The 14,046-nt window shown below is 68.3% G+C and carries 12 protein-coding genes; 7 read left to right on the top strand and 5 right to left on the bottom strand.

Annotated features, from left to right (window positions below; genetic code table 11):
- Position 1: 1 nt before the first annotated feature.
- Positions 2-1,552, bottom strand: a complete 1,551-nt coding sequence (locus tag VEI45_RS18130) for a DEAD/DEAH box helicase (protein ID WP_414687520.1) — start codon at positions 1,550-1,552, stop codon at positions 2-4.
- Between the two features lie 303 nt (positions 1,553-1,855).
- On the opposite strand from VEI45_RS18130, the gene VEI45_RS18125 reads away from it, so the two are divergent.
- The gene (locus tag VEI45_RS18125) at positions 1,856-2,551 is read left to right on the top strand and encodes a ferritin-like fold-containing protein (protein WP_324855680.1); all 696 of its coding nucleotides are present in this window, start codon (positions 1,856-1,858) and stop codon (positions 2,549-2,551) included.
- 12 nt (positions 2,552-2,563) lie between these two features.
- On the opposite strand, the gene VEI45_RS18120 is transcribed toward VEI45_RS18125, so the two are convergent.
- The gene (locus VEI45_RS18120; protein ID WP_324855678.1) at positions 2,564-3,244 is read right to left on the bottom strand and encodes an MmpS family transport accessory protein; all 681 of its coding nucleotides are present in this window, start codon (positions 3,242-3,244) and stop codon (positions 2,564-2,566) included.
- A gap of 324 nt (positions 3,245-3,568) precedes the next feature.
- On the opposite strand from VEI45_RS18120, the gene VEI45_RS18115 reads away from it, so the two are divergent.
- Positions 3,569-3,817 (top strand): DUF3107 domain-containing protein, encoded by a 249-nt coding sequence (locus VEI45_RS18115; protein ID WP_324855676.1) that lies wholly within the window; start codon positions 3,569-3,571, stop codon positions 3,815-3,817.
- On the opposite strand, the gene VEI45_RS18110 is transcribed toward VEI45_RS18115, so the two are convergent.
- Complete coding sequence (locus VEI45_RS18110) at positions 3,804-4,493, bottom strand: TetR/AcrR family transcriptional regulator (RefSeq protein ID WP_324855674.1); 690 nt, start codon at positions 4,491-4,493, stop codon at positions 3,804-3,806. The two genes, VEI45_RS18115 and VEI45_RS18110, sit on opposite strands and share 14 nt — an antisense overlap.
- A gap of 182 nt (positions 4,494-4,675) precedes the next feature.
- Between VEI45_RS18110 and VEI45_RS18105 the strand changes: the two genes are divergently transcribed.
- The 3 genes from VEI45_RS18105 (at position 4,676) to VEI45_RS18095 (ending at position 8,021) form a co-directional block, all read left to right on the top strand.
- Positions 4,676-5,707, top strand: coding sequence for a DUF3152 domain-containing protein (locus VEI45_RS18105; RefSeq protein WP_324855672.1), 1,032 nt, complete (start codon positions 4,676-4,678; stop codon positions 5,705-5,707).
- Positions 5,708-5,853: 146 nt separating this feature from the next.
- The gene (gene moeZ, locus VEI45_RS18100) at positions 5,854-7,032 is read left to right on the top strand and encodes an adenylyltransferase/sulfurtransferase MoeZ (protein ID WP_324855670.1); all 1,179 of its coding nucleotides are present in this window, start codon (positions 5,854-5,856) and stop codon (positions 7,030-7,032) included.
- 131 nt (positions 7,033-7,163) lie between these two features.
- Complete coding sequence (locus VEI45_RS18095) at positions 7,164-8,021, top strand: TIGR02569 family protein (protein ID WP_324855668.1); 858 nt, start codon at positions 7,164-7,166, stop codon at positions 8,019-8,021.
- On the opposite strand, the gene VEI45_RS18090 is transcribed toward VEI45_RS18095, so the two are convergent.
- Both VEI45_RS18090 and VEI45_RS18085 read right to left on the bottom strand, forming a co-directional pair.
- Positions 8,018-8,314: an MGMT family protein gene (locus VEI45_RS18090; protein ID WP_324855666.1), complete on the bottom strand. Its 297-nt coding sequence runs from the start codon at positions 8,312-8,314 to the stop codon at positions 8,018-8,020. The genes VEI45_RS18095 and VEI45_RS18090 overlap by 4 nt on opposite strands.
- Before the next feature lie 2 nt (positions 8,315-8,316).
- Entirely contained in the window at positions 8,317-9,096 is a 780-nt protein-coding gene (locus VEI45_RS18085; protein ID WP_324855664.1) for an alpha/beta hydrolase, read from the bottom strand.
- 77 nt (positions 9,097-9,173) lie between these two features.
- Between VEI45_RS18085 and VEI45_RS18080 the strand changes: the two genes are divergently transcribed.
- Both VEI45_RS18080 and VEI45_RS18075 read left to right on the top strand, forming a co-directional pair.
- Positions 9,174-12,299, top strand: a complete 3,126-nt coding sequence (locus VEI45_RS18080) for an ATP-dependent DNA helicase (protein WP_324855662.1) — start codon at positions 9,174-9,176, stop codon at positions 12,297-12,299.
- The coding region (locus VEI45_RS18075; RefSeq protein ID WP_324855660.1) for an ATP-dependent helicase at positions 12,296-14,046 on the top strand (1,751 nt) is incomplete at its 3' end. The genes VEI45_RS18080 and VEI45_RS18075, both read left to right, overlap by 4 nt.

The raw sequence follows: 14,046 nt of genomic DNA, 5'->3' as shown, positions 1-14,046 counted from the left end.
TTCAGTTGGCATTCGCGGCCACACCCGCAGACTTGCGGGGGCGCCGACGGCGACGGCGCCCGCTATGTGCGCCGGCATTGGCGTTCGCGGTCGCGGTGCCCCCCGACGACGTTGCCGACGTCGAAGCCGGTGAAGCCGCTGCCTCACCGTTGATGGCACCGCCCGTGGCTGGGTGGCCTGTCTCCGGCTTGCCTCCGCGGGTGCGCTGCCGCTGTCGGGTGTTATTGCGCTGGCGCGAGCCGGATCGGTCGCCGTCGCGCTCAGCCGAATTGGCGCGTTTGGCCTGGGATTTGCGCGGTGCACCGACCGTGCCGCGGGCCTCGGTCGGGATGTCGAGTTCGGCGTACAGATGCGGCGAACTGGAGTAGGTCTCGGCCGGCTCCGGGCAGCCCAGGCCAAGCGCCTTGTCGATCATCGCCCAGCGGGCCAGCTCGTCCCAGTCCACCAGCGTGACCGCGACCCCGGTTTTGCCGGCACGGCCGGTGCGGCCGATCCGGTGCACGTAGGCCTGTTCGTCCTCGGGGATCTGGTAGTTGATGACGTGCGTGACGTCGTCAACGTCGATCCCGCGGGCGGCCACATCGGTCGCCACCAAAACGTCGATACCGCCGGTACGAAACGCTTTCAGCGCCTTCTCCCGGGCCACCTGCCCCAGATCGCCATGCACGGCGCCGACGGCGAAACCCCGTTCGGCCAACTCGTCGGCGACCTTCTGAGCGGTGCGCTTCGTCCGGGTGAAGATCATGGTGGCGCCGCGTCCACGGGCCTGCAGCACCCTGCTGACCAGTTCGACCTTGTCCAGCGCGTGGGCGCGGTAGACGTACTGCTTGGTGAGGTCGTGCACCGCCGAGGAGTGCGGCGCCTCCGCCCGGATGTGGGTGGGCTGGTTCATGAACGTGCGGGCCAGCGTGATGATCGGATCCGGCATCGTCGCCGAGAACAGCATCGACTGCCGCTCGTCGGGGATTTGGCGCAAGATGCGTTCGATGTCGGGCAGGAAGCCGAGGTCGAGCATCTCGTCGGCCTCGTCGAGCACCAGCACCGACAGACCACCCAACTGCAGGTGCCCCTGCTGGGCCAGGTCGAGCAAACGGCCGGGGGTACCCACCACCACGTCGGCGCCGGCGCGCAGCGCTTCGATCTGCGGCTCGTAGGGCCGGCCGCCGTAGATTGAGACCACCGACAGCCGTCGGTCGTCGTCGGTGGTCAGGTACTTGGCGGCGGTGGCCAGGTCACCCGACACCTGCAGGCAGAGCTCGCGAGTGGGTACCACGATGAGCGCCCGCGGAATGCCGGTGAGGGGGCGTTGCGCGCCAGAGGTGGTGATCCGCTGCAGCAGCGGCACCCCGAATGCGAAGGTTTTGCCCATTCCGGTGCGCGCCTGGCCGATCAGGTCGTCGCCGGCTAGCGCGAGCGGCAATGTGAGTTCTTGGATAGCAAAGGGACGCTTGATGCCTTCCTCAGTCAGTGCCTGCACTATTTCATCGCGGACGCCGAGTTCGGCAAAGGTGGATTCGGATGTGGTTCGGGTGGGTGTGATTAGCGGGGTCATGCGTGAAACGCGATGCCTTTCGGTGTCGTATTCGGTTAGTCAATCGTTGCGGTCACGCGCGCACCAGTTGACTGTCGAATACGTTGCCGATTCGCGGGCCCTGCGCTCTCTAGGCGGGCCAACTGCGTGCACGCACATTTCGCCGGTAGCGGCCGTAATGATCTACAGCCAATACCTCCGTACATCATAGCTGTTAGGCCATCGCGACCGGGGATTGCGGTCCGGTCGGCGGCCTCGTGGTGATCGCCACCGCGGCGCAGCCGGGTGCAGCGGGTCGCCAGCGACGGCGCCTACAGTGTTGGCATGACCTCGCTTTCGGGCGCCGACGAGTTGTCCAATCCGCCTTCGCCCCGAGTACCGGCGGACCATCCCGGCGTCAACGAATTGTTCGCGGTGTTGGCCTACGGCGAGGTCGCGGCGTTCTACCGGCTCACCGAAGAGGCCAAGATGGCGCCGGATCTGCGGGGCCGGATTTCGATGGCCAGCATGGCGGCGGCCGAGATGGGGCACTACGAGCTGCTGCGCGACGCCCTGGAGAGCCGCGGTGTCGACGTGGTGCCGACGATTTCGAGGTACGCCTCCGCGCTCGACGGCTACCACCGGCTGACCACGCCGAGCACCTGGCTGGAGGCGCTGGTCAAGGCCTATGTCGGCGATGCGCTGGCCGCCGACTTCTATCTGCAGATCGCCGACGAGTTGCCCGACGAGGTTGCCGACGTGGTGCGCGCGACGATGTCGCAGACCGGGCACTCCCAGTTCGTCGTCGCCGAGGTGCGCGCTGCGGTGACCAAGAGCGGCAAACAGCGCAGCCGGCTGGCCTTGTGGTCGCGTCGTCTGCTCGGTGAAGCGATTACCCAGGCCCAGTACGTGTTGGCCGAACACGATGAGCTGGTCGACCTGGTGGTGTCTCGGACGGAAGGGCTGACGCAGCTGGCGGGGTTCTTCGACCGGCTTCAGCGCACGCACGACGAGCGAATGCGTGAACTGGGCTTGGCCTAGGGGGACGGCCAGCTAGCGGGTGCAGGTCGCGATCATCGCGTTACTGGTCGACATCGCAACGGGCTGACCCGCGCCGTCGGTGATCGAGCAGTTGAGATGACCGGTCAGGCTTGTCGCAACGACTGACCTTATGTGCGCTCCGGGGTTCATCACCACCGTCCTCGACCACGGCAGTGACACGTTGAAGTCCGTCTGGGGCGCGCCCTGAGCGTCGGTGTAGACAACGGTCACCAGGTCGAAGAGCTGCTTGGTCCCGGTCACCCGATAGACGAAGGTGCGGGCAGCCACGTCCGGTGGTACCGAGGGGACAGCCGCCGGCGGCGGGACCGCCGTCGGCGCGTTGGTGGGGGCTGCGGTGAGCGTTGGGCTAAATTTCGGCGGCGGTGTCACGGTGGTCACCGTCTCGGGAGGTAGCGACGAGGCGGGTGGGCCCGTCGGAGGGCTCAGCCGCGGTGAGGGGGTCACGCTGCGAGTCGGTGGCACCACCACCACCGTCGCCGAAGTCGAAGCGCTGTCGCCGCCGTTGAGTATCACGACCGTGGCGATCAGCGCCAGCACGAAGACGATACCGGCGATTGCGGCGACCGGACGCCAGCGCTGATCGATGGGCGCAAGCAAGTCATCGTCGTCGGCGTAGAAGTCGTCGACGTCGTCATCTGGGTAGTCCTGGATATCGCTATCCAAGTAATTCATGGTGCTGATGGTGCAGATGTTAACGATGCAGCGGATAGCCGGAGGCCGCGGCGCTCGCGTGTCAGGTCACAATTTGCCAACGGCCGCGGGGCTTACCCGCACACGTAAGCCCTGGCGGCGACTGGCTTTCAGCGCCCGGTAGCAGGTCGGCCTGCTCGGCCCTCCCCCGCAAGCGAGTGGGGGTACCCCAGCCGCACAGCGGCGAGGGTGCGTGTCCCCACCGCAGAGCGCTACACGGTCTGCATCGTCACCGGGCGGTCCACTAGCCTGCTTGCTGGAGAACGATTTCCAACGACTGCCAGGGAAGAACGGGAAGGGGCCGACGTGGAGGTCAAGATCGGTATCACGGACAGCCCGCGCGAGTTGGTCTTCACTAGTGCGCAAACGCCCGGCGAAGTCGAAGAATTGGTCAACATCGCACTGGGCAAGGATTCCAGCGTGCTGAGCCTGACCGACGAGAAGGGCCGCCGCTTCATGGTCAACGCCGCCAAGATCGCCTACGTCGAAATCGGTGTCGCAGACGCGCGCCGGGTCGGTTTCGGACTGGGTAGCAGCGCAGCTAGGAACGGGTGAGCGGCACGTGTGACAGCCCGCCCCAGGCGAACTGCACGGTGCCGTCCACGGCGTCTTCCTTCGAGATCGGCCGATCGGTGTCCAGCCAGTACCTGGCGCAGTCGACGCTAAGTGCGACCAAGGCCACCGCGATCATCCGGGCGCGATGCGGGTCTAACCCGGAGTCGGCGCTGATCAGGTCGAAAACCGCGTCGATGCACGATTCGGTGGCCACCCGCACCTGCGCGGCGACCTGGGGCTCGGTGACGTAGTCGTTCTCGAAGATCAACCGGTAGCCCTGGCCGTCGTGCTCGATGAAATCGAAGAACGCCTGGACCGCCGAGCGCAATCGTTGCCGGTTGTCGGTGGTGGTGCGCAAGGCCTGCCGCACGCCGGACACCAGATTCTCGACGTGTCGCTGCAGGACCGCCAGATACAACTCCAGCTTGCTGGAAAAGTGCTGGTAAAGAACGGGTTTGCTGACTCCGGCCCGTTCGGCGATCTCGTCCATGCCGGCGGCGTGGTAGCCCCGGTCCACAAAAATTTCGCTGGCTGCGACGAGCAATTGGCCGCGACGCTCGTCACGGGGCAGCCGGTTGCCGCGCCGCGGGGAGGTGCGGCCGCGCGTGTCCGCCGGCCGATTGCTACCGCCCAGTTTGACCGCACCCCCTTCGGCGGCGTTGGCGAGATCGCTCATCAAGTCCTCAATCTGGGTGTCGTAGCGCCGGTGTAGCGTTACCTGGCTAACCGCAACGACACTACTACCCGCTCGCTTTCCGGATCGCCATCCATGCCCGAATGTCGGCAGATCAACGTCGTAGCGTTACCGGCGGGCGCGCCGAGAGTCCCAGCTAGCGACGGTTGTGCCATCCTTGGGAAGTGACTCACGACCCGGATCGGGGCGGGGGTAACCGGGTACCGGTGCTCCGCGACGACTGGCGAGAACCGCTGCGCGCACAGCGGGATCCTCTTGCGTGGGGCTCAGGGCGGGTCCGGTCAAATCGGGATAACAGCCGCTGGCGAAAGCAGAGCTGGCTGGGACGCTTTGTATCCACCTACGGCTGGCGCGCGTATGCGCTGCCGGCATTGATTGCCCTCACCGCGGTGGTGGTCTACCAGACCGTGACGGGGACCAGCACGCCCGCACCGGCCTCGGGAGAGCCCGTCCAGGGCCCGCCGAAAATCGGTGCGGTGGGCACGTCGATCATCGACGCACCGCCGCGCGGCCTGACTCAGTTCGACGCCAACCTGCCCACCGGGATGCTGCCCAACGGCGGTCCGTTCACCGAAGCCGGCGACAAGACATGGCAGATCGTTCCGGGCAGGACGCCGCAGATCGGCCAGGGCACCGTCAAAGTCTTCAAATACACCGTCGAAGTCGAAAACGGCGTTGATCCCACCGTGTTCGGCGGCGACGACGCATTCGCCGGGATGGTCGACCAAACGCTGGCCAACCCCAAGAGCTGGACACACAACCCGCAGTTCGCGTTCGTCAGGATCGACGCGGCCGACAAGAGCAAACCCGATATCCGCGTCTCACTGAGCTCCCCGATGACGGTGCGGGAAGGCTGCGGCTACGAGTTCCCGCTGGAGACGTCCTGCTACAACCCGTCCTACGGAGCCGAGGCGCAACCCCGGGTCTTAATCAACGAGGCACGTTGGGTGCGCGGTGCGGTGCCCTTTGAGGGCGACGTCGGATCGTACCGGCAATATTTGATCAACCACGAGGTCGGCCACGCCATCGGCTATCTGCGCCACGAGCCCTGCGACAAGCAGGGCGGTCTGGCACCGATCATGATGCAGCAGACGTTTTCGACGTCCAACGACGACGCCGCGAAGTTCGACCCGGAGTGGGTCAAGCCCGACGGCAATACCTGCCGGTTCAATCCCTGGCCTTACCCGATCGCCTAGCCCGGTGACGATGCGCGCCGTGGAGCGGCGCGCTGAGGAGGCGGGCAGCAACGGCAGTTGTTTGCCGTTGCTCGCGACAGCTGCTGTGATGGATGTGGCTGACGTGCGCGGAATGCCAACTCCACTGACGAATTGAGGCGATATCGGTGTCGACGTCGTTGCCACCGCTTGTTGAGCCTGCTGCTGAGCTGACACGGGACGAGGTTGCCCGCTACAGCCGGCATCTGATCATTCCCGACCTGGGTGTCGAGGGGCAGAAGCGGCTCAAAAACGCTCGAGTGCTGGTTATCGGCGCCGGAGGCCTCGGCGCACCGGCACTGCTTTACCTTGCCGCGGCGGGTGTCGGCACGATCGGCATCGTCGACTTCGACGTCGTCGACGAATCCAACCTGCAACGCCAGATCATCCACGGGGTGTCCGACATCGGCCGATCCAAAGCGCAGTCGGCCCGCGACTCGATCGCCGAAGTCAACCCGCTGGTGAACGTGTGCCTCCACGAGGTTCGACTGGAATCGCACAACGCCGTCAACCTGTTCGAGCGATACGACCTGATCCTCGACGGCACCGACAACTTCGCCACCCGATATCTGGTCAACGACGCCGCGGTGCTGGCCCACAAGCCCTACGTATGGGGGTCGATCTATCGGTTCGAAGGCCAGGTCTCGGTGTTCTGGGAGGATGCGCCCGGCGGGCGCGGTCTCAATTACCGCGACCTGTACCCGGAAGCGCCCCCGCCAGGCATGGTGCCGTCCTGCGCCGAGGGCGGTGTGTTGGGCATTCTGTGCGCATCGATCGCGTCTGTGATGGGCACCGAGGCGATCAAGCTGATCACCGGAATCGGCGAGTCGCTGCTTGGCCGGCTGATGGTGTACGACGCGTTGGAGATGAGCTATCGCACCATCACGATCCGCAAGGACCCGTCCACGCGTGAGATCACCGAACTGATCGACTACGACGAATTCTGCGGGGTAGTGTCCGACGATGCGGCCGAGGCGGCCGCCGGCTCGGCGATCACCCCGCGCGAACTGCGGGAGTTACTGGAGTCCGGCAAGAAGGTTGCCCTGATCGACGTGCGTGAGCCGGTGGAGTGGGACATCAACCACATCGACGGCGCCCAGCTGATTCCCAAGTCGTTGATCATTTCCGGCGAGGGCCTGGCCAAGCTGCCGCAGGACGGGATTCCCGTGCTGTATTGCAAGACAGGTGTGCGCTCGGCCGAGGCCCTGGCCGTGCTGAAGAAAGCCGGGTTTGCCGACGCGGTGCACCTGCAGGGCGGGATCGTGGCCTGGGCCAAACAGATGCAGCCCGACATGGTGATGTACTGACCCGGCGATGACGCTGGCTGTCCCGGGCTGGCGTGGAGCCTGTCCAGTTGGCCGCGGCCGACGGATTTTGGGCTCATTCGGCTCATCGTGTCTAGTCCCGGCAGTTCGCTGGCCCCGATTAGGCTGATCGCGTGACTGTCGAGCCGCCGCCCGAGCACGTGCTGGCGGCGTTCGGTCTGAGTGGTGTGCGGCCCATACCGTTGGGAGCCAGCTGGGAAGGTGGCTGGCGGTGCGGCGAAGTCGTGCTGTCAATGGTCGCTGACAACGCCCGTGCCGCCTGGTCCGCGCGCGTGCGGGAGACGCTGTTCGTCGACGGTGTACGGCTGGCCCGGCCGGTGCGGTCGACCGATGGGCGTTACGTGGTTTCCGGCTGGCGCGCAGACACGTTCGTGGCCGGTCAACCCGAGCCCCGGCACGACGAGGTGGTGTCCGCGGCGGTGCGGCTGCACGAGGCCACCGCCAAACTGGAACGGCCTCGATTCCTTACCCAGGGGCCCACCGCGGCGCCCTGGGCCGATGTCGACGTCTTCATCGTCGCGGACCGTGCGGCCTGGGAGGAACGGCCGCTGCAGTCGATTCCGGCGGCGGCGCGGGCGGCCTCGCCGACAGCGGACGGGCAGCGGTCGGTCGAGCTGATCAACCAGCTTGCCGGACTGCGCCGGCCAACCAAGAGCCCGAACCAGCTGGTGGATGGGGATCTCTACGGAACCGTGCTGTTCGCCGGTGCCGCCGCCCCGGGGATAACGGACATCACGCCCTACTGGCGGCCCGCGTCGTGGGCAGCGGGGGTTGTCGTCGTTGACGCGTTGTCATGGGGCGAGGCCGACGAAGAACTCATCGAGCGCTGGAGCGCCTTGCCGGAATGGCCGCAAATGTTGTTGCGCGCGTTGATGTTCCGGCTCGCTGTGCACGCACTGCACCCGCGTTCGACGGCGGCCGCCTTCCCCGGTCTGGCCCGCACGGCTGCCCTGGTGCGTCTGATCCTTTAGAACTCATGACGGACGTCGTCCAGCGCGACCCGGCCGTCGACCGCCAGAACTCCTTCTGCCCGAAGCAGTTCCAATTGTCGCGTGGTCAGATGCCGTGCCGGACGGCCGGATGCCGTGATCACCCGGTGCCAAGGTAGGTCCGACGAGTCCGTCCGCATGATCCACCCGACAATACGGGGGCTGGAAAGCTCTGCGGCAGAAGCGATATCACCGTAGGTGGCGACTCTGCCAGCCGGTATCGAGGCGACCAGCGCGCGCACCCGCTCGACCTGTTCGTCGGTCACTGCCGCCATGATCAAGACATCCGCTCTCGGATCAGCGCGGCGACCTCGGCCGGCTTGGACTCTGCCACCATGTGATTGCACTCGACATTGATCAGCCGAAAGTCAGCGCCCAGCCGCTCGTGCAGGCCGGCGACGAGCTGGCCAGTGACATACGGCGGCGACGTCCACGCAGCCCGCACCAACGTCGTTCTAATTCCGTTGGGCGGCAATACGACTTCGCGGGCCAACTCACTCCAATAGGACATCATCGCGGGCAGGCTGACGCGCCAACCGTAGCGTCCGCCCGGGCGTGCGACGAGGTGTTCGTCGAGTTCGGCGTCGAGCACGGCCGGGTCCACACCAGCCCACGAGCCGGTGGCCTTCTCAGCGCGGGCTTCCGCGGCGTCCGGGTAGTCAGGTGAGGCCAGCATGGCGTCGGCGATCTCACGCACCCACCCGCCGTCCAGGCCGATCGCCGGGTCAAGCAGCACCAGTGCCGCCACCCGGTCGGGGTGTGCGGCGGCCAGGTGCAGTGCGACTGCGCTGCCGAACGAGTGCGCGACCACCACGACCGGGCCGTCGGCCTGTTGCTCGAGCAGCGCGGCCAGCGCCGCGACATTGGCATCGATGGTCCACGGAGCCGCCCACGACGAGAAGCCGTGCCCAATCAGATCGGGTGCGGCAACTGTGATCTCGGCCAGGTGTTGAGTCGCCAGCGGTCGCCAGCGTCTCCCGTGGCCGGTCAGCCCGTGGATGGCCAGCAGTCGAACGGGCCCGGAGGGGCCGTAGCGGTGCACGTGCAGCCGGGTCACGCGTCGATGGTGCCAGTTCGCCGTCCGCTCATTCCCGGCCGGGCGGACTTGTCGGACCCCCGTGGTGTCATGCCGCTATGTCTCACCGCTGGGGTTCCGAAGCGCGCGCTGTGCTGGATCCCGGTCTGCGCGGCGTGGTGCGGGTGCTGGGCGGTCCGGGAACCGGCAAGAGCAGCTTGTTGGTCGACGCCGCGGCTGCGCGCATCGCCGCGGGTGTCGATCCGGAATCGGTGCTGCTGCTGACCGGTTCGGGTCGGATCGGCGCACGGGCCCGCAGTGCGTTGACGACGACGTTGCTGCGCTCGCAGCAGGTCGGTCCCTGCCGCGCCGTAATCCGGGAGCCACTGGTACGCAGCGTGCACAGCTACGCGTTCGCCGTGCTGCGGCTAGCGGCACAGCGCGCCGGCGGTCCACCGCCGCGGTTGGTCACCTCTGCGGAACAAGACGCGATCATCGCCGAGCTGCTCGCCGGTGAGATCGAGGACGGCCCCGGTGCGACGACAGCGTGGCCTGCTGAACTGCGCGCCGCCCTGGGCACCGCGGGGTTCGCCGCGGAGCTGCGTGAGCTGCTGACCCGCTGCGCCGAACGCGGCGTGGCCCCTCAGCAGCTGCAGCGGCTGGGTCGGCTGTGCGGTCGCCCGGAATGGGCGGCCGCTGGCCGGTTCGCGCGCAGGTACGAGCAAGTGATGCTGTTGCGGGCCGCTGTCGGAACGGCTGCCCCGCAGGCGACCACGCCGGCCGTCGGGGCCGCCGAGCTGGTCGGCGCGGCTCTCGACGCGTTCGCGGTCGACCCGGAGATGCTGGCCGCCGAACGCGCCCGGATCGGCGTTCTGCTGGTTGACGACGCTCAGCAACTCGACCCGCAGGCCGCTGCGCTGGTGCGGGTGCTGGCTGCCGGCGCTGACCTGACGCTTCTCGCCGGTGACCCTGCTCAGGCGGTGTTCGGTTTCCGCGGCGCCGAGCCGGCGGCGCTGCTGGGTGACGGTACGCCGTCGGTGGCGTTGACGACGTCACACCGGTGCGCGCCGGCGGTGGCGCGGGCTGTCTCAGGCATCGCCGGCCGACTTTCCGGCGGCTGCGAAATCGAAGGCACCGGAGACGATTCCGGATCAGTAGACGTGCGGCTGGCCTCGTCCGCGGGCGCGGAGGCGGCGCTGATCGCCGATGCGTTACGACGCGCGCATCTCGTCTCTCGCGTGCCGTGGTCTCAGATGGCGGTGATCGTCCGGTCCGTACCGCGCGCCGCTGCCGGGCTGTCGCACGCGTTGGCACGAGCCGGAGTTCCGGTCGCCCCGCCGGCCGTCTCGGGGTCGCTGGCCGAGCAGCCCGCGGCGCAGGCGCTGCTGACAGTGCTGGCTGCCACTGCCGGCGGATTGGACGGCAAGCGTGCGCTGACGCTGCTTACCGGGCCGATTGGCCGGGTCGACCCGGTAACACTTCGTCAGCTGCGACGGGCGCTGCGCCGCGCCGACATTAACGGGTCGCCAAGGGAATTCGACGACCTGCTGGTGCAGGCCCTAACGACCGGGGGATTGACCCGACTCACCCCGACTCAGGCCCGGCCGCTACGACGGGTACGCGCGGTGCTGGACGTTGCTGCCCGCTGTCACTCGCGCGGTGAGGACTCGCGCTACACCTTGTGGGCGGCGTGGCGCCGTTCGGGTCTGCAGCGTCGCTGGCTGGCGGCGTGTGAGCGTGGCGGACCGTCCGGCGCTCAGGCCGGGCGGGACCTCGACGCGGTGACGGCACTGTTCGACGCCACAGACCAATACCTGTCGCGCACTGCCGGCGCGTCGCTGCCCAGGCTGATCGACCACCTGGGCGCACTGCAAATGCCTGCAGTCGGCCCCGAATCAACGGGCGCGGCTGAGCAGGTCTCAGTGCTCAGCGCGCACGCGGCGCTGGGCCACGAGTGGGACCTGGTAGTCATCGCCGGCCTGCAGGAAGGGTTGTGGCCCAACACAATTCCGCGCGGCGGCGTGCTCGGCACGCAGCGGCTGCTCGACGTTCTCGACGGGGTCACCGAGAACGCATCGATGCGCGCACCGCTGCTGGCCGAGGAGCGGCGGTTGTTGGTGGCCGCGATGGGCCGCGCACGTAAGCGGTTGCTGGTGACGGCCATAGACGGGGAGGCCGGCGACGGCCGCGACGCGGCCCTACCGTCGCCGTTCTTCACCGAGATCGCGCAATGGGCCACCGGCAGCCCCGATGCCGCACGGCAACCGGTCACAGCGCCACGGGTGCTGTCCGGGGCCGCAGTGGTGGGCCGGCTACGCGGGGTGGTGTGTGCACCGCAGGGCGCGGTCAGCGACGCGATGCGCGATTGCGCGGCAACGCAATTGGCGCGACTGGCCGCAGCAGGAGTGCCGGGTGCCGACCCGGCCGGGTGGTACGCCATGACGCCGGTCAGCACTACCGAACCGTTGTGGAGCGGGGATGACCACGTGGTCACCCTGACTCCGTCGAGCCTGCAGACGCTGACCGATTGCCCGCTGCGCTGGCTGGCCGAACGGCACGGCGGAACCGACGCCCGCGACCTGCGCTCCACGATCGGTTCGGTGCTGCATGCGCTGATCGCCGAACCGGCAGGCAGCGAGTCGCAGCTGCTGGCCGCCCTGGAGCGGGCGTGGCAGCATCTGCCCTTCGAATCCCGTTGGTATTCAGCCAATGAGCTGGCCCGGCATCGTGCGATGATCCAGGCCTTCCTGGGGTGGCGGGCCCAGACGCGCAGCGAGCTGACCGAGGTCGGCGTCGAAGTCGACGTGGACGGGGTCCTCGAGGGCCGAGGTGGCGCAAGCGTGCGGCTGCGCGGACGAGTTGATCGGATCGAACGCGACGGAGCCGGCCGGCTGGTCATCGTCGACGTCAAGACGGGCAAGACACTAGTCAGCAAGGACGACGCACAACGCCACGCCCAGCTGGCCGCCTACCAGCTGGCGGTGGCCGAGGGTCTGGTACCGCAAGGCGACGAGCCGGGCGGCGCGCGGCTTGTCTACCTGGGCAGGACCGGGTCCGGGGGTGCGACCGAACGCGAGCAGGACTCGTTGACGCCGGAGTCGCGCGAAGAGTGGCGCCACCTGGTGCTCGAGGCGGCCGAGGCGACGGCCGGGCCGCAGTTCGTCGCCCGGATCAACGACGGCTGCATACACTGCCCACTGCGCTCGAGCTGCCCGGCCTACGCCGACACTGAGGGGGCGGGATGACGGCATCAATCGCACCGCGCTACAGCCCGGTCGAATTGGCATGTGCCCTAGGCCTTTTCGAGCCGACCGCGGAGCAGGCGGCAGTCATCGCAGCACCGCCGGGGCCGCTGGTGGTGATCGCGGGGGCCGGCGCCGGGAAAACCGAGACGATGGCAGCGCGGGTGGTGTGGCTGATCGCCAACGGTTACGCCGAGCCCGGCCAGGTACTCGGCCTGACGTTCACCCGCAAGGCCGCTGGCCAGCTGCTGCGGCGGGTCCGCTCCCGCCTGGCCCGGCTGGGCGGCACCGGACTGACAATCGGCAGCCAGCCGGGCCCGCCGCCCGGCGAGCCCGCCGGAACGCCGATAGTCAGCACCTATCACGCCTTCGCTGGCCAACTGCTGCGCGAATACGGTCTGCTGTCACCGGACACGGCGGAGCACGCGCAGCCCATCGAGCCTGACACCCGGCTGCTCAGCGAGACCGAGCTGTGGCAGCTGGCGTTCGACGTCGTCAACGGATATCGCGGGGAGCTGCATACCGACAAAGCCCCGGCCGCGGTCACCTCGACGGTGTTGCGGCTGTCGGGTCAGCTCGCAGAGCACCTGGTCGAGACCGGCCAGCTCCGCGATACGCATGTCGAGCTGGAACGGCTGGTGCACACCCTGCCGGCGGGTCGTCACCAACGTGGCGGACCTAATTCAGGCCCCAGTCAGTGGCTGCTGCGGATGCTGGCCACTCAGGCCGAGCGCGCCGAGCTGGTGCCGCTGATCGACGCGTTGCACCGGCGGATGCGGGCTGAGAAGGTGATGGACTTCGGCACGCAGATGGCTTACGCCGCGCGGCTGGCGACGGCGGTCCCGCAAGTCGGTGAGCAACTGCGCGGCCGCTACCGGGTGGTGCTGCTCGACGAATATCAAGACACCGGATACGCCCAGCGCATCCTGCTGTCGTCGCTGTTCGGTGCCGGAGTCGACGATGAACTGGCATTGACCGCCGTCGGTGACCCGATCCAGTCCATCTATGGCTGGCGTGGCGCCTCGGCGACCAATCTGCCCCGGTTCGCCACCGACTTCCCCCGACCCGACGGCAGCCCGACGCCGGTTCTGGAATTGCGAACCAGCTGGCGCAACCCGCCGCGGGCGCTGCAGGTGGCCAACGCCGTCTCGGCGGATGCGCGGCGACGATCGGTGGCGGTGCGCGCACTTCGCTCCCGCCCCGACGCCGAACCCGGCACCGTCCGCTGCGCGCTGCTGCCCGACGTGCAGGCCGAACGGGACTGGGTCGCCGATCATCTGCACCGGCGCTATCAGCAGGCCGCCGCCGACAGGGTCGCGCCACCGACCGCCGCAGTGCTGGTGCGGCGTAACGCCGACGCCGCACCGATGGCCGCTGCGCTGCGCGCCCGCGGCATCCCGGTGGATGTGGTCGGACTGGCCGGGCTGCTGTCGGTACCCGAGGTCGCCGACGTGGTCGCGATGCTGCGGCTGGTTGCCGACCCGACCGCCGGTGCGGCCGCAATCCGAGTGCTCACTGGTCCCCGGTGGCGGCTCGCGGCCCGGGACATCGCGGCGCTATGGCGCCGCGCCGTGGCGATCGCAAGCGCGGCGGAGCCGGGCGCAGCGGGTCGCCACGATCAGGCGGGGCCGATCGCAAGCGCGGCGGAGCCGGGCGCAGCGGGTCGCCACGATCAGGCGGGGCCGATCGCAAGCGCGGCGGAGCCGGGCGCAGCGGGTCGCCACGATCAGGCGGGGCCGATCGCAAGCGC

This window comes from Mycobacterium sp., assembly GCF_035623875.1.
Lineage (GTDB): Bacteria > Actinomycetota > Actinomycetes > Mycobacteriales > Mycobacteriaceae > Mycobacterium.
The sequence above is the reverse complement of the archived record's forward strand: the minus strand, read 5'-3'. Positions and strand labels throughout refer to the sequence as shown.